Source organism: Tenacibaculum larymnensis, from assembly GCF_028829235.1.
GTDB lineage: Bacteria > Bacteroidota > Bacteroidia > Flavobacteriales > Flavobacteriaceae > Polaribacter > Polaribacter larymnensis.
In genome coordinates this window covers 1-18,593 of record NZ_JAIWJY010000002.1, presented here as the reverse complement: position 1 = coordinate 18,593, position 18,593 = coordinate 1, and the positions used below count along the sequence as shown (strand labels likewise).

At 32.1% G+C, this 18,593-nt stretch carries 20 protein-coding genes and 1 tRNA gene; 11 read left to right on the top strand and 10 right to left on the bottom strand.

Annotation, left to right across the window (positions count from 1 at the left end; translation table 11 throughout):
- Nucleotides 1–5: 5 nt before the first annotated feature.
- The 3 genes from LCI24_RS02875 (at nucleotide 6) to LCI24_RS02865 (ending at nucleotide 4,054) form a co-directional block, all read left to right on the top strand.
- Entirely contained in the window at nucleotides 6–1,592 is a 1,587-nt protein-coding gene (locus LCI24_RS02875; RefSeq protein WP_274639083.1) for an aldehyde dehydrogenase (NADP(+)), read from the top strand.
- A gap of 156 nt (nucleotides 1,593–1,748) precedes the next feature.
- The gene (locus tag LCI24_RS02870) at nucleotides 1,749–2,756 is read left to right on the top strand and encodes a 4-hydroxyproline epimerase (RefSeq protein WP_274639082.1); all 1,008 of its coding nucleotides are present in this window, start codon (nucleotides 1,749–1,751) and stop codon (nucleotides 2,754–2,756) included.
- 50 nt (nucleotides 2,757–2,806) lie between these two features.
- On the top strand, nucleotides 2,807–4,054 hold the full coding sequence (locus tag LCI24_RS02865; RefSeq protein WP_274639081.1) for an NAD(P)/FAD-dependent oxidoreductase: 1,248 nt from the start codon (nucleotides 2,807–2,809) through the stop codon (nucleotides 4,052–4,054).
- A 70-nt stretch (nucleotides 4,055–4,124) separates the two neighbouring features.
- Here the strand turns inward: LCI24_RS02865 and LCI24_RS02860 are convergent, their stop codons facing one another.
- The 10 genes from LCI24_RS02860 to LCI24_RS02815 form a co-directional block, all read right to left on the bottom strand.
- Nucleotides 4,125–5,231, bottom strand: coding sequence for an alanine racemase (locus tag LCI24_RS02860; protein ID WP_274639080.1), 1,107 nt, complete (start codon nucleotides 5,229–5,231; stop codon nucleotides 4,125–4,127).
- 2 nt (nucleotides 5,232–5,233) lie between these two features.
- The gene (alr, locus tag LCI24_RS02855) at nucleotides 5,234–6,388 is read right to left on the bottom strand and encodes an alanine racemase (protein ID WP_274639079.1); all 1,155 of its coding nucleotides are present in this window, start codon (nucleotides 6,386–6,388) and stop codon (nucleotides 5,234–5,236) included.
- A 2-nt stretch (nucleotides 6,389–6,390) separates the two neighbouring features.
- Nucleotides 6,391–7,524 (bottom strand): amidohydrolase, encoded by a 1,134-nt coding sequence (locus tag LCI24_RS02850; protein WP_274639078.1) that lies wholly within the window; start codon nucleotides 7,522–7,524, stop codon nucleotides 6,391–6,393.
- Complete coding sequence (locus tag LCI24_RS02845; protein ID WP_274639077.1) at nucleotides 7,512–8,894, bottom strand: sodium:solute symporter family protein; 1,383 nt, start codon at nucleotides 8,892–8,894, stop codon at nucleotides 7,512–7,514. The genes LCI24_RS02850 and LCI24_RS02845 overlap by 13 nt, the downstream gene beginning before the upstream one ends.
- Nucleotides 8,895–8,948: 54 nt before the next feature.
- Nucleotides 8,949–9,143: a 30S ribosomal protein S21 gene (rpsU, locus tag LCI24_RS02840; protein WP_099215800.1), complete on the bottom strand. Its 195-nt coding sequence runs from the start codon at nucleotides 9,141–9,143 to the stop codon at nucleotides 8,949–8,951.
- A 56-nt stretch (nucleotides 9,144–9,199) separates the two neighbouring features.
- Nucleotides 9,200–10,063: a sigma-70 family RNA polymerase sigma factor gene (locus LCI24_RS02835; protein WP_274639076.1), complete on the bottom strand. Its 864-nt coding sequence runs from the start codon at nucleotides 10,061–10,063 to the stop codon at nucleotides 9,200–9,202.
- A 1-nt stretch (nucleotide 10,064) separates the two neighbouring features.
- Nucleotides 10,065–10,502 carry a GNAT family N-acetyltransferase gene (locus tag LCI24_RS02830; protein ID WP_164723427.1) on the bottom strand — a complete coding sequence of 146 codons (438 nt, stop codon included), beginning with the start codon at nucleotides 10,500–10,502 and terminating at the stop codon, nucleotides 10,065–10,067.
- A 543-nt stretch (nucleotides 10,503–11,045) separates the two neighbouring features.
- Nucleotides 11,046–13,037: a protein-disulfide reductase DsbD family protein gene (locus tag LCI24_RS02825; RefSeq protein ID WP_274639421.1), complete on the bottom strand. Its 1,992-nt coding sequence runs from the start codon at nucleotides 13,035–13,037 to the stop codon at nucleotides 11,046–11,048.
- Between the two features lie 19 nt (nucleotides 13,038–13,056).
- A complete protein-coding gene (locus LCI24_RS02820; protein WP_274639075.1) occupies nucleotides 13,057–13,503 on the bottom strand; it encodes a protein-disulfide reductase DsbD domain-containing protein in 447 nt (148 codons plus the stop codon).
- A 144-nt stretch (nucleotides 13,504–13,647) separates the two neighbouring features.
- Nucleotides 13,648–13,715: transfer RNA gene (locus LCI24_RS02815), tRNA-Ser, on the bottom strand.
- Nucleotides 13,716–13,826: 111 nt separating this feature from the next.
- Here LCI24_RS02815 and LCI24_RS02810 point away from each other — a divergent pair.
- The 8 genes from LCI24_RS02810 (at nucleotide 13,827) to LCI24_RS02775 (ending at nucleotide 18,468) form a co-directional block, all read left to right on the top strand.
- Nucleotides 13,827–14,933 carry a tyrosine-type recombinase/integrase gene (locus LCI24_RS02810; RefSeq protein WP_115900039.1) on the top strand — a complete coding sequence of 369 codons (1,107 nt, stop codon included), beginning with the start codon at nucleotides 13,827–13,829 and terminating at the stop codon, nucleotides 14,931–14,933.
- Between the two features lie 299 nt (nucleotides 14,934–15,232).
- Nucleotides 15,233–15,505 (top strand): thioredoxin family protein, encoded by a 273-nt coding sequence (locus LCI24_RS02805; RefSeq protein WP_274639074.1) that lies wholly within the window; start codon nucleotides 15,233–15,235, stop codon nucleotides 15,503–15,505.
- A gap of 57 nt (nucleotides 15,506–15,562) precedes the next feature.
- Nucleotides 15,563–16,165 carry a metal-sensing transcriptional repressor gene (locus LCI24_RS02800; RefSeq protein WP_274639073.1) on the top strand — a complete coding sequence of 201 codons (603 nt, stop codon included), beginning with the start codon at nucleotides 15,563–15,565 and terminating at the stop codon, nucleotides 16,163–16,165.
- Nucleotides 16,162–16,494, top strand: coding sequence for a heavy-metal-associated domain-containing protein (locus tag LCI24_RS02795; RefSeq protein WP_274639072.1), 333 nt, complete (start codon nucleotides 16,162–16,164; stop codon nucleotides 16,492–16,494). Before LCI24_RS02800 ends, LCI24_RS02795 begins: the two co-directional genes overlap by 4 nt.
- Nucleotides 16,491–17,177, top strand: a complete 687-nt coding sequence (locus LCI24_RS02790) for a cytochrome c biogenesis CcdA family protein (protein ID WP_274639071.1) — start codon at nucleotides 16,491–16,493, stop codon at nucleotides 17,175–17,177. Before LCI24_RS02795 ends, LCI24_RS02790 begins: the two co-directional genes overlap by 4 nt.
- Before the next feature lie 114 nt (nucleotides 17,178–17,291).
- On the top strand, nucleotides 17,292–17,666 hold the full coding sequence (locus tag LCI24_RS02785) for an ArsR/SmtB family transcription factor (protein ID WP_274639070.1): 375 nt from the start codon (nucleotides 17,292–17,294) through the stop codon (nucleotides 17,664–17,666).
- Entirely contained in the window at nucleotides 17,663–18,262 is a 600-nt protein-coding gene (gene merTP / locus LCI24_RS02780) for a mercuric transport protein MerTP (RefSeq protein WP_274639069.1), read from the top strand. The genes LCI24_RS02785 and merTP overlap by 4 nt, the downstream gene beginning before the upstream one ends.
- Nucleotides 18,262–18,468, top strand: coding sequence for a GDCCVxC domain-containing (seleno)protein (locus tag LCI24_RS02775; protein ID WP_274639068.1), 207 nt, complete (start codon nucleotides 18,262–18,264; stop codon nucleotides 18,466–18,468). The genes merTP and LCI24_RS02775 overlap by 1 nt, the downstream gene beginning before the upstream one ends.
- The last annotated feature ends 125 nt before the right edge of the window (nucleotides 18,469–18,593 follow it).

Sequence of the window (18,593 nt, the reverse complement as noted above, 5' to 3'; positions counted from 1 at the left end):
AAAATATGATTACAGGAAAAAACTACATAGGAAATCAATTATCTGCTTTAGGAAGTACAACATATAAAACATTCAACCCTGAATTAAATCAGGAAAATAAACATATCTTTTCAGAAGCAACTCAAGAAGAAATTAACCAAGCTGTCAATTTAGCCTCAAAAGCGTTTGAAGAGTATAGAACTGTTTCAGGTGAAAGAAAAGCTGAGTTTTTAAATGCTATTGCTGATGAAATTTTAGCCTTAGACGATAAGTTAATACAGACTTATTGTTCTGAATCTGGTTTACCAGAAGGGCGCGCTAAAGGGGAACGAGGAAGAACCGTATTTCAATTACGTTCATTTGCTGATTTAGTTAAAGATGGTTCATGGGTAGAAGCTACTATTGATACTGCTGTACCTAATAGAGAACCAAACCCTAAATCAGATTTACGTAAAATGAATATTCCGTTAGGTCCTGTAGTAGTTTTTGGGGCTAGTAATTTCCCTCTTGCTTATTCTACAGCAGGTGGAGATACTGCAGCTGCTTTGGCTGCTGGTTGTCCTGTAACAGTAAAATCACATCCAATGCATGCTGGTACTGGTGAACTTATAGCTTCAGCTATTATTAAGGCCGCAGAAAAAACTGAAATGCCTAATGGTGTTTTTTCTAACTTAAATTCAAGTGGCATTGAAGTGGGGCAGCAATTAGTTTCTCATCCAAATATAAAAGCTGTTGGTTTTACTGGAAGTATTAGAGGTGGTAGAGCTTTGTTAGACTTAGCAGCAAAACGTGAAGAACCAATTCCTGTATTTGCAGAAATGGGTAGTATTAACCCAGTAATTATGCTTCCAAAAGCATTACAAAACAGAGCAGAAAGTTTAGCAAGTACTTATGCGAATTCTATTACTCTCGGGACAGGGCAATTTTGCACCAACCCTGGGTTAATTCTAGGAATAAAAAGCGATAGTTTAGATAGTTTTATTAACTCATTAGCTCATAAAATTGTAGAGATTAACCCTAGTTCTATGCTGCATCCAAATATTATTGGAGCATATGAGAATAATAAAACCAAAGCTCTTACTCAAGAAGGCTTAACTATAGTAGCTAAATATGAAGAAAAAACTCAACCTAACTATGCTTCGCAAGTAGTTACAACTGTTGAAGGAAAAACATTTTTAAATAATCCAACCTTACATCAAGAGGTATTTGGACCATACTCTATAGTTGTACAATGTGAGAATGAAGAACAATTAGAAGAAATTATTTCAAATTTAGAAGGACAACTTACTGGAACTGTAATTTCAGATGATAATGAAGTAGTAAACCACCCTACTGTAATTGCTGCCTTACAAAACAGGGTTGGAAGAATTATTTTTAATGGTGTTCCTACAGGAGTAGAAGTTTGTCCATCAATGGTACATGGAGGCCCTTATCCAGCATCTACAGATAGTAGGTTTACAGCTGTAGGAGTTAATTCTATTAAACGTTGGGTACGTCCTTTTAGTTATCAAGATTGGCCTAACCATATATTACCTCAAGAACTAAAAAATGAAAACCCTTTACATATTTTACGTTCTGTTAACGGTACACTAACAAAAGGAGAAATAATATAACAAAATTTAATAATTTCTTTAGAAAATATCTGACTCCAAAGCCTTACTTTTGGAGCATCTAAAGAAATTGAAATAAAGCCAGCTTCGTCTTTCCAAATAGAAAAATTTGAAGGGTTTTTTCTACTACAGAATACAAGCTGGCGATTCAATTTTAAGATGAAAAAAACTTTTTTTTGCGTTGACGCACATACTTGTGGAAACCCTGTTAGAGTGGTTGCTGGTGGAGGTCCTAATTTAATAGGAAACAACATGAGCGAAAAACGTCAACACTTCCTAAAAGAATATGATTGGATTCGAAAAGGTTTAATGTTTGAACCTCGTGGTCATGATATGATGAGTGGTTCAATTTTGCTTCCTCCTCATAACCCAGAAAATGATTTTGCTATTTTATTTATTGAAACTTCTGGATGTTTACCTATGTGTGGACATGGAACTATTGGTACAATAACTATTGCTATTGAGGAAGCATTAATTACTCCTAAAGTTCCTGGGAAAATTAAAATGGAAGCTCCCGCTGGTTTGGTTGAAATTGAATACCAACAAACTGGTAAAAAGGTAAATTGGGTTCGTTTAACGAATGTAAAAAGCTATTTAGCTGCTGAAGGACTCACCATAGATTGTCCTGAATTAGGAGAAATCACTTTTGACGTTGCTTATGGCGGAAATTATTACGCAATTGTAGACCCTCAAAAAAACTTTTCAGGAGTTCATGATTTTACTGCTTCTAAAATTATTCACTACTCTCAAATTGTTAGAGATCGTATTAATAAAAAGTATTCTAATATGTTTATCCATCCTGAAAATGATACAATTAGAGATGTAACACATATGTTATGGACAGGAAATCCAATTGATTCAACCTCATCAGGAAGAAATGCGGTTTTTTATGGTGATAAGGCAATTGACAGAAGTCCGTGTGGTACAGGAACCTCAGCACGTTTAGCTCAGTTATATGCTAAAGGAAAGCTACAACTTGATGAAGAGTTCATTCATGAAAGTTTTATTGGAAGCAAATTTATTGGTAGGGTAGAAAAAGAAACTACTTTAGATGGTAGGTTAGCAATTGTTCCGAGTATTCAAGGATGGGCTAAAGTATATGGATACAATACTATTATTATTGATGACGAAGACGATCCTTATGCTCATGGTTTTCAAGTCATCTAATATTTTATAAGCAACGAAATGTCATCTTGAGCGTAGTCGAGAGATCTTTTATGAGTAAAGAAATTATAATTATCGGTGGTGGAATTATAGGTTTAAATTCCGCATATTATCTTCAAAAAAAAGGACACAAAGTAACTGTAATTGAAAAATCGGATTTTTCATCAGGAGCTTCATTTGCTAATGCAGGTATTATTACTCCTAGTCATATAGTTTCTTTGGCAGCTCCAGGAATGATTTCCAAAGGGCTAAAATGGATGCTTAGTTCTACTAGTCCATTATCTATTAAACCTCGTTTAGATTATGATTTCTTACAATGGGCTTGGTTTTTTAAAAAATCTGCAACACATACTAAAGTTGCTGCTTCTATTCCTGTTATTAAAGACATTAATTTATTCAGTAGAGAATTATACGAAGAAATAAAGTCTTCAAAAGATTTTGACTTTCATTATCAGCATAAAGGATTGATGATGTATTATAAAACAGATAAAATGGGAGAAGAAGAATGGAATGTTGGAAAGCTTGGAATAAAAGAAGGATTAAAAGTTGAACATTTAACTAAAGAAGAAACTCAAAAACTCGAACCTAATATTCAATTGAATATTAAAGGAGCTGTATATTACCATTCTGATGCTCACATGACTCCAAGTGAATATATGAAGCAATTAAAAATGTATCTAGAACAAAATAATGTTACATTTTTGTCTAATGAAGAAGTTCTAGATTTTCATGTTTCTAACAATAAGGTAAAATCGATTACTACAAAAAACAACACTATTGTTGCTGAAGAATTTATTTTGACCACTGGGTCTTGGACACAGAAGCTAGCTAAAAAATTAGGAATCAATATTCCTGTGCAAGCTGGTAAAGGTTATCGGATTAATGTAAAAAACGATACTGGTATTACAATTCCTACCATTTTAACGGAAGCTAAAGTTGCTGTAACTCCAATGAATGGATTTACACGTTTTGGAGGTATGATGGAAATTGCTGGTATCAATAACAAAATAAACAAGAAGAGAGTAAATGCTATCGTTAACGCTAGTAAAAGTTATTACAACAATTTAAACATCAACCAAAAAGAAATAGATAATGTTGAGAGTGGCCTACGCCCCTGCTCTCCTGATGGTTTGCCTTACATTGGTAAGCTTTCAAAGCTTAAAAATATAACTGTGGCTGCAGGGCACGCGATGATGGGCTGGAGCCTAGGGCCTGCTACTGGTAAATTAGTTTCTGAAATTATCGATGATAAAAAAACAAGCCTAAATATTACTCCTTTTAATGTTGAACGTTTTAACTAAATTAAAAACTCAAGAAACTAAAATAATAGCTCTTGAGTTTTTTTAAAACAAACAATAAAAAAACAGACTTTTAAATGTCTTTTACGTATACTTTATCTATAAACTTAGAAATCAAAAGTCTAGCAACGCCCATATAACTAAGCTTAAACTTAACCTTATCACCTACTTTATACTTTATTTTTCCTGATTCATCTTTATTCAATCCTACATCAATTACTAACATATCGGAAGTTATCCCAACAAAAGAAATATCTTTATCTTCAACTTCAATATCATCTTTATCTACATCTAACAAACCAAAATCTAAGATAGCCTTGTAAGATGTTTCTTGTATATCACTTTCATCATATTCTGAGGTATGACCAATACTAGCTTCACTAATAATACCATCAGGCACTATTTTCTTTTTTTCTAACTCTATTACGTTGGCATAAAACTCAAATGTTTCCGTGTGTAAATCTTGAAATCGTTTATTTTCTAACGGGCTTACACCGAAAAAGGCAGCTTCTCCAATTCTAAAATGATTAATGTCTTTCGGAACAACTTTATTTTCTACCAATGGTAATGTAATTGATGTTCCTCCTGAAACATATTTTAGCTCTTTATTAAATTTTGCCGATATAAGTTCCTTATATAAAGATAATTGTAATAGCTTATCATATGTAGGTTCTACTCCATACATACACCCTAAATTCGATCCTATACCTATTACTTCAATATTAGACAACTCAAAAACCTGCTCATAAAAATCAAGTATATCTACTCTCTTCACTCCTTCTCTCAGCTCTCCGAGTTCAATCATAATAATAATTTTATGAATCTTGCCCTTCTTTTTTGCAGCCTTATTTAAGTTCTTAATAGTAGATAGTGAGCTATTTAAAGAAATATCTGCATACTCTACCACATCATCTGCATAAATATTGGCTGGAGGTTTTATATATATCGTTCGTAAATCTGGGTTTACTTCTCTTAGATTACGTAAACTGGTTAATCTAGAATCTCCAATTGAGTTTATTTTTTCGGTTACATCTGGAGTTAAAATTGCTTTTAAAAATGTTTTATCCCCTGAGAAAACTTTTGTTACCAAACTCCATTCTATATGATTTTTCTCAAAAAAGTTACTTAGTTTTTTTATGTTGTCCTTTATTCTTTCAGAATATATAATTAATTCTGCCATAATTATTTTGTTATTATTCTTGGTAAATTCTCAGGAAGTCGTGTTAATAATTCATAATTAATGATTTGTATTGAATCGTTGAATGATGAAACTGTTATTTCAACATCACCTTGACTTCCAATTAATACAACCTCATCTCCTTTTTCAATAGTATCGGCATGTGTTATATCCACCGCCATCATATTCATATTAATAGTTCCTATTATTTTATGTCGTTGTCCTCTTATTAAAACTTTTCCTTTATTACTTAAAGAACGACTGTATCCTGAGGAATATCCCACAGGTATAATTGCTATCTTAGTTTCTTGATTTGTAAAGTACGATGTACCATAACCTATAAATTGACCTGCCTTTATAGTTTTAACATCCATTACTTCTGTTTTCCAAGATATAATTCTTTTTAGCGGGTTCTCTACAGTTTTCTCTTTGGTTAAATAATGGACCAATATTTCTTTTGTTGGAAAAAAACCAAACTGTAAAATACCAACTCTTACCAAGTCTAACCTTGTAGTTGGATATCTTATTGTAGCTGCTGAACTTGCTAAATGATATGTTGGATTAAATAAATCAAGTTCTTTTATTCTCTTTCTTACATTTTTAAATTTTTTCTTTTGATCAGTTATCCTTTTGTAATTTGATATACTTTCTGCTCCAGCTAAATGAGAACAAACTCCTTTTACATCAATAAACTCATTTTCCTTTTCTATATACTTAAGAACTCTTGTTGCCTCTTTTGGAATAAATCCTGTTCTATTCATTCCTGTTTCTATTTCTAAATGAATTTTAGCTCTTCTTTTTACTTTTTTTGCCGCTTCTATTGCTTTCTGAAGTCTATTTTCTTCAAAAACAAAAAACTCTATACCGTTTTCCACTGCCCATGGCAATTGACTGTTTTCAATCATACCCATTATCATAATGGTTACATCTTCAAAAGGTAGTGTTTTTTTTACATCAAAAGCCTCATTTGCATCAGAAACACTAAAATGTCTTACGCCATACTTATATGCTAACATGCAGTAAGTTTTAATACCATGACCGTAAGCATTACCTTTTACTACCGATGAAAAAACAGTTGTCTCTCCTATTATTCCACGTATAAAATTGATATTATTTTTTATAGCTGATTCAGATAATTCTAAATACGATGTATGAGTCATTATTATTGAATTTCTTTTAAAATATTATAAAATAATTGTGCTCCTGTTACTGTTATTTCATCAGGAAAATCATAATCTGGATTATGCAACGCTGGTGTATCTTTTCCAGCTCCTAGTCCAAATATGGCTCCTTTAAACTGTTGCGTAAACAGCCCGAAGTCTTCTCCCCATTTAAACGGAGTATTTATTTCATTAATTGATAAATCTTGTTTTTTTGCAGCCTTTTTAATGTACTCAACAGCTTCTTTATTATTTTTATTTGCGTAAAATTCTTCAAACCAAGAAGTATTGATACTCAATCTTTCTTTCTCTTCGAGTTTTTGAAGTAGTTGTTCTAGGTTATTCTGTTTTTCTTTCATTAAACTTGTACTCCAACTTCGTAATGTGAGATGTACTTCTCCATATCCAGCTGATACTCCATAAGCTTTTTCTCCCATAGTTACGTGTACGGGAGTAGCTAAAAAGAAATCGGAATCTTCTGGTATATTTTTAGTTTCTTGTCTTACAAAATGAAGAATTTCAACAATAGCGTTAGCTGGATTGTATCCTTTTTCTGGTTCTGCTGCATGCGCTGTTTTTCCTTCTAAAGTAATTACAACACTTTTTACATTGCTAGTAAACTCGTTCTCTTTTACAACTATTTCTTGTTTAGTAAAACCTGGTAAATTGTGTAATGCAAAAGCATAGTCTATATTGAGTTGCTTAAAAGAAGAGTCTTCTAAAACTGATTGTGCTCCCCTTCCATTTTCTTCAGAAGGTTGAAAAAGCAATACTACTTTTCCTTTAGACAGTGGATTTTCTGTAAGAAGTTTTGCTACTCCAAGTAATATTGCTGTATGTCCATCGTGTCCACATTTATGTGAGACTCCTTCATTTAAAGATTTATGTTCAAAACTATTTACTTCTTGAATAGGCAACGCATCTATGTCTGCCCTAAGCATAACTGTTTTTCCCTCTTTATTTCCATTAAAAATTGCTAACAGTCCTGTTTTAGCTACTGGTAATACATCACAAGAGGTATGCTTTTTTAAAAAAGCTTGTATTCTTTTCTTAGTTTCATATTCTTCTTCAGAAACTTCAGGAAACTTATGCAATTCTTTTCTAATCTTCTCTAAAGTATCCTTTAGGCTTTCCATGTTTTTTGGTTGTTTATTAACTGAATTATTGAAAATACAATGGCAGATAGTGTAATTCCAAAGAAATTTGCATCTAAGCCAAAAGGTAATTTTACTTCTATAATAATTAATAACAAAGTGGTCAACCCTCCTGAAATCATAGCATAAAAGGCTGCTATAGGCGAAGGTTTTTTTAACAATAATGTTCCTAAAACAGGAACTAATAAACCTGATACCATAAAAGCATAGGAATACAACATCAACTCTAATACATTTTGCATTTTTGTTGCTAATACAATGGCTAAACCTCCTATTAAAAAAGTTATAAGTTGTGAGTTTTTTATACTAATACTCTTCTTAAAATACCCAAAAATGTCTGTTGTTAGGTTTCCTGATGCTGCCATTAAACAACTATCTGCTGTAGACATAATTGCTGAAAAATAAGCTGACATCATTAAGCCCATTAAACCTACTGGTAAAATACTTCTTAATAACAACGGAAGCCCTAACTCTGCATCTAGTTCTACTCCTGGTGCATAACCTATACTAGCAAACATTCCTTGTTCGTAAGCTACTCTTGAAAATAATCCTAAAGCAACTCCCATAAATGCCATTATTGGATATTCAAACAGCCCTGCAACTCTCCATGCCTTTTTAGCTGTTTTTTCATCTTTACAGGCATAAATTCGTTGATACAAAGTCATTCCAACAAACCAAATAGGTACAATGGTAATTATCCAGTTAAACATATCTATAAACGAAACGTTTGTTAGTGATAAAAAACTGGCTGGTAAAATTCCTTTTATTCCGCTCCATCCTCCTACTTCTATATAACCAATAGGTATTCCAATGCCTATTAATCCTACCATTAGGATTATCCACTGAATGGTATCTGTATAAATTACAGCCTTAATTCCTCCTATAACTGTATACACAACAGCTATAACTCCCATAATTAAAACTGCTTTTGTTATAGATATTGATGGAAATGTGGCCGATGCTAGTTTTGCTCCTGCTAAAATTTGTGAACTTGTGAAGCCGATATAACCTATTAGCGAGATAATTCCTGCCATTAGTGCCACTTTCGCATTGTAGTGAAATGCTAATGACTCTGGAAATGTTAAAAAGTGATGTTTCTTAGCGATAGGGTATACTTTAGGGATCAAAAAAACGGCGCTTATCCAAGCACCTAATAACCCTGTAAAAAGCATCCAGCTACCGGAGAGTCCCATTAAAAAACCAAGACCTCCTAAGCCAATAGAAAAACCTCCTCCAACATCAGTTGCGACAACAGACAGTCCTATATGACCTGCTGACATATTTCTTCCTCCTACATAGTAATCTTCTTTTGATTTGTTTTTATTCATGAAGTAAACTCCTACTCCAAGCATAAAAACCAGATATAACACAAATATTAATAGATCAATAAAATGTATATCCATATCTTACTTTTCCTGCTCTAATAAAAACTGCTCTTTGTACTGAGCCTTTTTTAATTGCTCCCTTCTACTTACAGATGGTTTTGTATATTCTTTTCTTTCTCTTATTTCTTGTAATACTTTTGTATTCCTATATTTTCTTCTGTAGCGTTTAATCGCTCTGTCAATGTTCTCACCTTCTTTTACCTGTATTATTAACATACTATATATTTTTTAAATTATTATCTCTGTTTTAATTCAATTAAATAAAGTCGAAACTATCCTAAATAAGTTTGTAACACTTTGGTTCTCGATCTTTGTTTAAGTCTTCTAAGTCCTTTTTCTTTAATTTGGCGTACACGCTCTCTTGTTAAGTCAAAAGTTTCTCCTATTTCAGTTAAACTCATAGGTCGGTAATTTTCCAAACCGTAAAATAACTTTATGATATCTGACTCTCTTGGAGATAGTGTTTCTAAACTTCTACTGATTTCTAATTGCAGAGATTCTTGCATTAAATCCTTATCTGGTTTAGGCGCTTCTGAAGCTCTTATAACGTCATATAAATTTGATGTTTCTCCTTCTTTTAAAGGGGCGTCCATAGAAATATGCCTTCCTGAGTTTTTCATTGACTGTTTTACGTCTGAAACTGTCATATCTAAAACTTTAGCTATTTCTTCTGGTGTTGGCATACGTTCATTACTTTGTTCAAGTTTAGAAACTGCCTTATTTATTTTACTTATACTTCCTATTTTATTCAGTGGTAAGCGAACTACACGAGACTGTTCTGCTAAAGCTTGTAAAATAGATTGACGTATCCACCAAACTGCATACGATATAAATTTAAACCCCCGTGTTTCATCAAAACGTCTTGCTGCCTTCACTAATCCTATATTTCCTTCATTAATTAAGTCAGAAAGTCGTAAACCTTGGTTTTGGTATTGTTTTGCTACCGAAACAACAAAACGTAAATTTGCATTTACCAAAGTTTCTAATGCTCGTTGGTCTCCTGCCTTGATTTTTTGAGCTAATTCAACCTCTTCATCTGCAGTAATCAAATCAATCTTACCAATTTCTTGTAAGTACTTCTCAATAGATTTCGATTCTCTATTGGTAACTTGTTTTATTATTTTTAACTGTCTCATATTATCTCTTTAGTCTCATTTCTAAATACGGGGTAGTAAATCCTAGTTTCTCGTATAAAAACTTAGCTGGATTGTCTTTTTCTACATGTAAAGCAATATCTCCTTTACAGTTTTCAATAGCATGTGTCATTATTTTTCTTCCAATTCCTTTTCCTCTATATTCATTGTGCGTAGCTATGTATACTAAAATATTCTCTGGTATGTACTCGTCCATTCCTGTTTTATTGATTACCACCGCACCTACAATTTCACCTTTATCTTCTATCGTAAAAACATACCCACCTAATCCTGTTCTCTCTTTTGCTGCATAATCTATTGCTTTACGAATTGCTGATTTTTCATCTCCATATTTTTCAAGGTGTTTGTATAAAAAGTTAGTTACTCTTTCTATTTCTAAAGGGGTTATACGATTAAATGCATCGTAAGTTTTTATTGTCATAATTTTATTTTTATAAAAAAGAATAGGCATGTAATAATTATAAGTTTCTTTAATTCTTTTTTTATTGAAACTTAAATAGCAGTAAATACAAAACCTATTTTTTGGTGTTTGTCTTTTAATGCAAAATACTTTTTTTCGAAAAGTGTACGATTATCTATAAATCGATATTCGTAAGGTCAAAAAAAACATTTTATAAATCTATTTTTTACTGGCAAATAGTTCTACAAAGTGTTTTTAAATATATTAGAGAGTCTTCTCTCAAAAGGAGAAGCTATTATAAACTTAATTTAGAACCCTGGTGGGATAAATTTGTCCGATTGGTTGCGGAACACAAGGTAGTTGAATGTAAAAACTCGTTGATTTTTTTTCTCGTGTGTAGTATCTACCATATCGTACAAAGATACGAATTTTATGGATAATTTCAAAACAGCTACTGTAAAAGAACCTCTTACATTATTTTGTACAATTCTACCAAAACTTAACTTAACAAAAAAGCACCTTAGATTTTTCTAAAGTGCTTTTTGTTTATAATATAATTTTTAATTACTTTTTAAAATTGGTAATTCCATTTTCAAGCCAATTGTAGTACTCATCTACATCTGGTGTGTAGGCTATCGGATCAATTATGTTTGATTCATCGTGATTCATTAATACATAAAATGGTTGTGAGTTTGCTTTATATTTAATGGTTTGCATTTCACTCCATTTTTGACCAATGTATTTTAATTTCTTTCCAGGATTTAACTTAGATTCAACCACTTCATCTTCTTCTAATGGTCTTTTGTCATCTACATATAAAGAAATTAACACTACTTTGTTTTTTAGCACATCTAAAACTTTTGGTTTTACCCAAACGTTTTGTTCCATTTTTCTACAATTTACACAAGCATGTCCTGTAAAATCTAGCATTACAGGTTTTCCTGCTTTTTTAGCATAAGCTAATCCTTTATCATAATCATGAAACGACATGATATCATGAGGAGGCATTAAGTGTGCTCCTTCAGGTAAACTATCATGTCCATTTTCTTGATTTCCTGAACTTACAACTGCTTGTTTAGTAAAACCAACTCCGTAAGGTGATTCACTGTAATGCTGTGGTGGTGGAAAAGCACTAATTAAGTTTAACGGTGCTCCCCATAGTCCTGGAACCATATATATAGTAAAAGACAATACTACCAGCCCTAAACTTAATCTTCCAACCGAAACATGACTGATTGGGCTATCATGTGGTAACTGTATTTTTCCGAATAAGTAAAATGCTAAAGCTCCGAAAATAGCTATCCAAATAGCAATAAACACTTCTCTTTCTAATAAATGTAATTGTAATACTAAATCTGCATTTGATAAAAATTTAAATGCTAAAGCTAATTCTAAGAAACCTAAAACTACTTTTACAGTATTTAACCATCCTCCGGATTTTGGTAATGAATTTAACCACCCTGGAAAAGCTGCAAACAATGCAAATGGTAGTGCAATAGCTAAAGAGAACCCTAACATTCCTATAATTGGAGCCACACCTCCTTTTGAGGCAGCTTCTACTAACAAAGTTCCTACAATTGGCCCAGTACAAGAAAAAGACACAATTGCTAAGGCTAATGCCATAAAAAAGATTCCGATTAATCCTCCTCTATCGGCTTGCGAATCTACTTTAGTCGCCCAAGAACTTGGTAAGGTAATTTCAAAAGCTCCTAAAAAAGACACAGCAAAGATCACCAAGATTAAAAAGAAGATCAAATTAAACCAAACATTCGTTGATAATGCGTTTAAAGCATCTGCTCCAAAAAGAAAAGATACTCCAGAACCTAACAATACATAGATTACGACAATGCATAATCCATAAATAATAGCATTTCTTATCCCTGCCGATTTACTTTTACTCTGTTTCGTAAAAAAGCTTACTGTCATCGGTATCATTGGAAATACACATGGAGTTAATAATGCGGCAAAACCTGATAAAAAAGCAATAAAGAAAATAGCCCATAAACCTTTCTTTTCTTCTTTTTTAGTTTCTTTTGAAGTTACTTTATCTGTTGTTTTTGTTTCATTTGCTGTACCTGTAGAAGCTTTAGTAGCCGTTGTTAAATCAAATGCCAAGTCTACTTCTTTTGGAGGTAAACACATCTCATCAGTACAAGCGATAAACTCCACAAAAGCGTTTATTTCTTTTACACTAGTATCTACTATCTCTATTTCTTGTTTAAAAACGGCTTTGTGTGCAAAGGATTTAATATTCATTCCTTCTTCACCAAAAAGTGTTGTAAACTTAATTTCTCCTTCAGGCTCTGTAGTATTTCCTACAATTTTAATTTTTCCTCCGTCATCATCATACGTAAAAGTTGTTGGAATAGGTCCTCCACTAGGAACTTGTTGTGCGTACAAATGCCAACTTCCTTGAATTGTTGCTGTACTAACTAGGTTATAATTTGTTTCAGAAACTTTCTCTACACTTGTTTTCCACTCTATTGGATTATGAATTTGGCTCATTGCCGAAAACCCAATGGTAAAACAAAGCAAAAATGCTAGTATTCTTTTCATCATATCAGGGGAAAAAGGATTAATTTACATTAAAAGTCAATTCTACTTCTTTTGGCGGCAGGCAATTCATTCCTGTACATACCATATATTCTACTGCTCCTTTAACAATAAACTTCTCTGTCGTTTTTAAACGAATTCTCTGAGTAAAAGTAGCTTTAGTGTCGAAATACTTTATTTTCATTTCAAAAACTGGATCATTTACTACATGTCCTGCTTCTTCTTTGGTATTTCCTTTTTTCAAGTATTTGGTATCTCCTTCAAAAGTAAATAGAGTCGGAATTGGTCCTCCTTTTGGAATTTCTTGCGAATACAAATGCCAATCTTTTTGAATTGTTGCGGTAGCTACTAGCTCTGCTTCTTTATCGGATATCTTTTTTACAGAAGTAGTCCACTTTACTGGATCGTGTACTTGAGCAAATGCAGAAGTGCAAACAACCAGCAACAGAGTTAAAAGTAATTTTCTCATTGTTTTTATTTAGTTGCGTTATCTTAAACCTGTAAATGTAATGCCTTTATTTGCTAAAACACAAAAGATTAAAAAAAGTTTAACATTAACAACTAAATACAAAAACGAAAAAAGGCTTTCGATTTCTCGAAAGCCTTTGCTTAGTAGCGGGAACTGGACTCGAACCAGTGACCTTCGGGTTATGAGTTCGAAGGAATGCCAATTTTCTCGCTTTTTTATAATTAAAACTTACAAAATCGTTTACGATATTGTTTACTATTATAATCCCAAATGTATAAAAAAAAGTCTATTTTTATTATAGCTTTTGAATAAAAAAATACTCTATGAAAAAAATAACATTATCTTTTTTTATACACCATAAAATCAATCAAATTAAAATTGAGTTTGATTATGACTTTACTGTTAAGCAGTACATCAAAAAACACCCTTTAGTTAAATGGAGTAAAACACATAAAACATTTTACTTGCCTTTTTCTAAACAAAATGCAAATAGTTTTTGTAGTTACCTAAATAAAAACAATTATAAAGTTGATTACAGTCAACTAGTAAATAAATCAAGAAAACGTAAACAATTACCCCCTTTAGAACGAAAATTTTATTCTTCAATTGGTGCTTTTAAAAAGTGGTTAATTCAAATGAGGTATAGCCCAAACACTATCAAAACCTATATCTCAATGATTGAACTTTTTTTTAGATTCAATCATCAAGGGAATATTCAAAATATAACCAAAAAAGATATTGAAACTTTTAATAATGAATATATAATCAAGAATAACTTTTCTTCAACTTTTCAAAATCAATTAATTAATGCAATTAAATTATTTTATAAATATAACACAAATAACAAACTAAACTTAAATAATTTAGACAGACCTAGAAAAAGCAAAAAATTACCTGAAGTATTAAGTTTAGATGAAGTAAAATTATTATTGACTTCTATAAAAAATGTAAAACATAAAACCTTACTGAGCTTAATCTATTCTTGTGGATTAAGAATAGGAGAAGCTATAAATTTAAAAACTAACTCGATTGACTTAAATAGGCGTTTATTACATATAAAATCTGGAAAAGGTAAAAAAGACAGGGTTGTTCCTGTTTCCCCTATTATGATTGAGTTAATTAGAAAATACATAAAACAGTACAACCCCTCTATTTTTCTTTTTGAAGGACAAACAAAACCAAAATACAGTTCTATAAGTGCTAGACAAGTTCTAAAAAGAGCTATAAATACCTGTAAGATTAATAAAAACATAACACTTCATACCCTACGCCACAGTTACGCTACTCATTTACTAGAAAATGGAACAGATATTAGATTTATTCAAGAATTATTAGGGCATAATAATCCTAAAACGACCATGATTTATACTCATATTAGTACAACTAGTTTAGAAAAAATTAAAAATCCTTTTGATGATTTTAATATTTAACCTATTTTTAGTTTAAATAAAGATGTACATATACATCGCTTACAGTATAAATTAAGTTGTATAACAATGTATTTTACATCTATATAAACAAGTTACCCACAAGCTGAAAATCCAACCGCACATTAGGCACATTTGGTTTTTTCCCAACACACAAATCCAACGCTGAAAAACCAAAAGAGCCTAATTTTTCCAACGCTCGACCGTAAACAGAAAATAATTGAAAATAAATTTGGAGACCTCCCCTATACCGACCTCATCTTTGTAGTATAATTAATATTAATCATTAAAATCTTAAAAAGATGAAACGACAAATTGAAGTATTTACAGCTGGATGTCCAGTATGTGAACCAGTAGTAAAAATGGTAAAAGAAATAGCTTGCAACTCCTGCGAAGTAACAGTTTATAATACTATTGAGCAATGTGACTCTAAAGTATGTATTGACAAAATGAAGGGGTATAACATCACTTCTTTGCCTGCCGTAGCAGTAAATGGAAAACTGCTCAACTGTTGCAAAGACAGAGGAGTAAGTAAAGATGAATTAATCGCTGCTGGAATTGGAAAGGCAATGTAAAAAAAGTTGCTAAATTTATCATCAATACATTCCAAACGCTGAAAATCAGCGTTTGGAATGTATTTAATTGAAATTATTATGTTACCAAAAGATTTAACAAAAGACCTTAAAGACCGCCTAAAAAGTATCAAAGGACAAGTAGAAGGAATTATAAAAATGCTTGATAAAAGTGATAATCCTGCTCAAATTCTCAATCAGTTTAAAGCGGTTAACAAAGGATTTGAAAAAGCCCAACATCTTCTTTTAGATGAAGTATTCAGAAAAGCATTGGCTATTAAAATTGCAGAGGCATTAGAAACTTGCCCAGGCAATTGCGGTCAAGAGGAAAAAATTGCAACCATAAGAAAGCAGTTTCCAAACTTAAATCTTTACGAGCTTACAGACAAAATGAAAGAAATTGAATCTATTTATGAGTTTCTACAAACAAATACAGAAAAAAATATGCAAACTATAACTTTAACCATTGACAATATGGTTTGTCAAGGTTGTGCCGAAAAAATAACGGACATTTTAGAAGAATTAGAAGGAATTGAAAAGGTAAAAACCAAAGCGATACAGAAATCGGTACGAGTGGAATTTAATCCAGAAAAGATAAATGAATCAGAAATAGAAACTGCCCTGACCAAATCAGGATATGAACCCAAAAAAGCTGTTATATGAAAACCGTTTTCAATTCTTCATTATTGTTACTATTTATGCTTTTAATGGGTTGTGCTGAAAACAGCAATAAAAGTAAGCAAACTGACATAAATCAAGCTGATAACGTTTCTGTTGAAATTTCTATCGAAGGAATGAGCTGTATGTCTTGTGTAGCAAATGTGCAAAAGACACTTTCTGACTTGAACGGTATAAATGAAGTAAAAGTTAGTCTTGAAAACAAAAATGCAACACTACATTACAATCCAAATATCATTTCAATAGACAAGATAAAGCAATCCATTAATGAAATTGGTTATAATGCGGGAACTGTGAAAAAATTATCTCAATGAATTTGGAGCATTTTTTAAATGAATTTACTGCTACATTTCAAGACGGCTCAATTTTAAGTTTAGGAATAGCTTTTGTGGCAGGATTGATTTCAAGTGGCGTTTGTCCTTGCACGTTACCTGTTGGACTTGGGTTTGCAGGTTATGTTGGTAGTACTTCTGTACGAGAATCAAAAACAGGTTTTGCAGTAACTTTTTCGTTTTTTATAGGCATTGTATTTTGTTTGACATTATTAGGAGCAATTGCAGGCTATTCAGGAATTTTCCTGACCGAAATATTTGGTAAATATTGGGCTTTAAGTATGGCAATAATATCGTTAATCGCAGCAGGAATTGCATTTTACGGACCATATTTACGTGTAAAACAACTTGAATCCTTACGAAAACCAGGAATTGGTGGTTCATTCATTTATGGATTTATATTTAGTTTAGGTACAGCAGCCGCACCTTTATTGCTCTTATTGTCATTTGCAGTTGCAAAAGCGAGTTTAATATATGGTTTACTTCTCGCCTTGTGCTTTGGTATTGGGAGAGGACTTCCTTTTTTGGTTGTGGGTCTTTTTTCAAGTTCTGTTTCAAAACTTGCCAAATTATCTTGGTTAAGAAAAAGTATTCAAATATTGAGTGGAATCGCCCTACTATATTTAAGTTTTTATTTTTTCAGGGTTTTTAGCTTTTATCTATAATTAATCTATAGTCACAAAACACAAATAAAGACCAAAAGAGCTAAATTTCCCCCAATGCCTTAAAATTTATATTTAAGTATTTGCTTAAATAAGAAATAAACGTAATTTTGTTTTATGGAAAATAATTCTTGCATAAGACAACAAGCCGATATTGAACAAATAAACCGTTGCAAAGACACAGTTTCGGAATTAAGCGAATCGTTCGATTATTTAGCGAATGGACTTTCATTAGTCGGAAATAGGGTTCGACTGAAAATTCTTTATCTACTTTTTGAGGAAAAAAGACTTTGCGTTTGTGATTTGAGCGATATTCTCGGAATGAACATTTCGGCAATTTCTCAACATTTGAGAAAAATGAAAGACCGAAATCTATTGGAAACCGATAGAGAAGCTCAAACGATTTTTTACTCACTTACGGATGAATATAAAAAAATGCTAAATCCGTTTTTTGAGATACTTGATAAAAACAAAATTTTAGAAACAGTATGAAAAGTGAAAACAAATTAATTGGTGCAGGTTTATTTACCGCAATTACAGCTTCATTGTGTTGTATTACACCTGTTTTGGCTCTAATCGCAGGAACAAGCGGAATTGCTTCAACATTTACTTGGATAGAACCTTTTAGACCTTATCTAATCGGACTGACAATTTTAGTTCTTGGTTTTGCTTGGTATCAAAAACTAAAACCTGAAAAAGAAATTGACTGCGAATGTGAGACGGACGAAAAACCAAGATTTATTCAATCAAAAAAGTTTTTAGGAATTGTAACTGTATTTGCAATTGTAATGTTGGCTTTTCCATACTATTCAGGAATTTTTTACCCAAACACAGAAAAGCAAATAATCGTAGTTGACAAATCGGACATTAAAACAACTGAATTCAAAATCAACGGAATGACTTGTGCGAGTTGCGAAGAACACGTAAACCACGAAGTAAATAAACTTAACGGAATTGTAACCTCAAAAGCGTCCTACGAAAATGGAAATGCAATCATTGAATTTGACAAAACCAAAACCAACGAAACGGAAATCGAGAAAGCAATTAACTCAACAGGTTATAAAGTAACCGACAAAAAAGAAAACTAATGGAAGTCCTATTAAAATCAGAAATTACCTGTCCAAACTGCGGACATAAAAAAATAGAAGATATGCCAACAAACGCTTGTCAGTTTTTCTATGAATGCGAGAATTGTAAAAAAGTATTACGACCAAACGAAGGCGATTGTTGTGTTTATTGCAGTTTTGGTTCAGTAAAATGTCCTTCAATACAGCAAAAAGAAAGTTGTTGTTAAAAAGCCAACGCTAAAAGCCATACACATTTGCAATTCGCACCAGCCGATACACAAGCCAAAAATTGCAAAAGAGTATGTCTTTGCCAACGCTGAAAACCAAGCTGAACGGAATAAAGCCAGTGGGT

Excerpts from the sequence above, each read along its gene's own strand:
- LCI24_RS02795 (WP_274639072.1), top strand. The coding sequence starts at position 16,162 with ATGAAAACCGTTTTCAATTCTTCATTATTGTTACTATTTATGCTTTTA.
- LCI24_RS02835 (WP_274639076.1), bottom strand. The coding sequence starts at position 10,063 with ATGAGACAGTTAAAAATAATAAAACAAGTTACCAATAGAGAATCGAAA.
- LCI24_RS02865 (WP_274639081.1), top strand. The coding sequence starts at position 2,807 with ATGAGTAAAGAAATTATAATTATCGGTGGTGGAATTATAGGTTTAAAT.
- LCI24_RS02805 (WP_274639074.1), top strand. The coding sequence starts at position 15,233 with ATGAAACGACAAATTGAAGTATTTACAGCTGGATGTCCAGTATGTGAA.
- LCI24_RS02870 (WP_274639082.1), top strand. The coding sequence starts at position 1,749 with ATGAAAAAAACTTTTTTTTGCGTTGACGCACATACTTGTGGAAACCCT.
- LCI24_RS02845 (WP_274639077.1), bottom strand. The coding sequence starts at position 8,894 with ATGCTTGGAGTAGGAGTTTACTTCATGAATAAAAACAAATCAAAAGAA.
- LCI24_RS02830 (WP_164723427.1), bottom strand. The coding sequence starts at position 10,502 with ATGACAATAAAAACTTACGATGCATTTAATCGTATAACCCCTTTAGAA.
- LCI24_RS02820 (WP_274639075.1), bottom strand. The coding sequence starts at position 13,503 with ATGAGAAAATTACTTTTAACTCTGTTGCTGGTTGTTTGCACTTCTGCA.
- alr (WP_274639079.1), bottom strand. The coding sequence starts at position 6,388 with ATGACTCATACATCGTATTTAGAATTATCTGAATCAGCTATAAAAAAT.
- LCI24_RS02775 (WP_274639068.1), top strand. The coding sequence starts at position 18,262 with ATGGAAGTCCTATTAAAATCAGAAATTACCTGTCCAAACTGCGGACAT.
- merTP (WP_274639069.1), top strand. The coding sequence starts at position 17,663 with ATGAAAAGTGAAAACAAATTAATTGGTGCAGGTTTATTTACCGCAATT.
- LCI24_RS02850 (WP_274639078.1), bottom strand. The coding sequence starts at position 7,524 with ATGGAAAGCCTAAAGGATACTTTAGAGAAGATTAGAAAAGAATTGCAT.
- rpsU (WP_099215800.1), bottom strand. The coding sequence starts at position 9,143 with ATGTTAATAATACAGGTAAAAGAAGGTGAGAACATTGACAGAGCGATT.
- LCI24_RS02800 (WP_274639073.1), top strand. The coding sequence starts at position 15,563 with ATGTATTTAATTGAAATTATTATGTTACCAAAAGATTTAACAAAAGAC.
- LCI24_RS02860 (WP_274639080.1), bottom strand. The coding sequence starts at position 5,231 with ATGGCAGAATTAATTATATATTCTGAAAGAATAAAGGACAACATAAAA.
- LCI24_RS02810 (WP_115900039.1), top strand. The coding sequence starts at position 13,827 with ATGAAAAAAATAACATTATCTTTTTTTATACACCATAAAATCAATCAA.
- LCI24_RS02785 (WP_274639070.1), top strand. The coding sequence starts at position 17,292 with ATGGAAAATAATTCTTGCATAAGACAACAAGCCGATATTGAACAAATA.
- LCI24_RS02790 (WP_274639071.1), top strand. The coding sequence starts at position 16,491 with ATGAATTTGGAGCATTTTTTAAATGAATTTACTGCTACATTTCAAGAC.
- LCI24_RS02825 (WP_274639421.1), bottom strand. The coding sequence starts at position 13,037 with ATGAAAAGAATACTAGCATTTTTGCTTTGTTTTACCATTGGGTTTTCG.
- LCI24_RS02875 (WP_274639083.1), top strand. The coding sequence starts at position 6 with ATGATTACAGGAAAAAACTACATAGGAAATCAATTATCTGCTTTAGGA.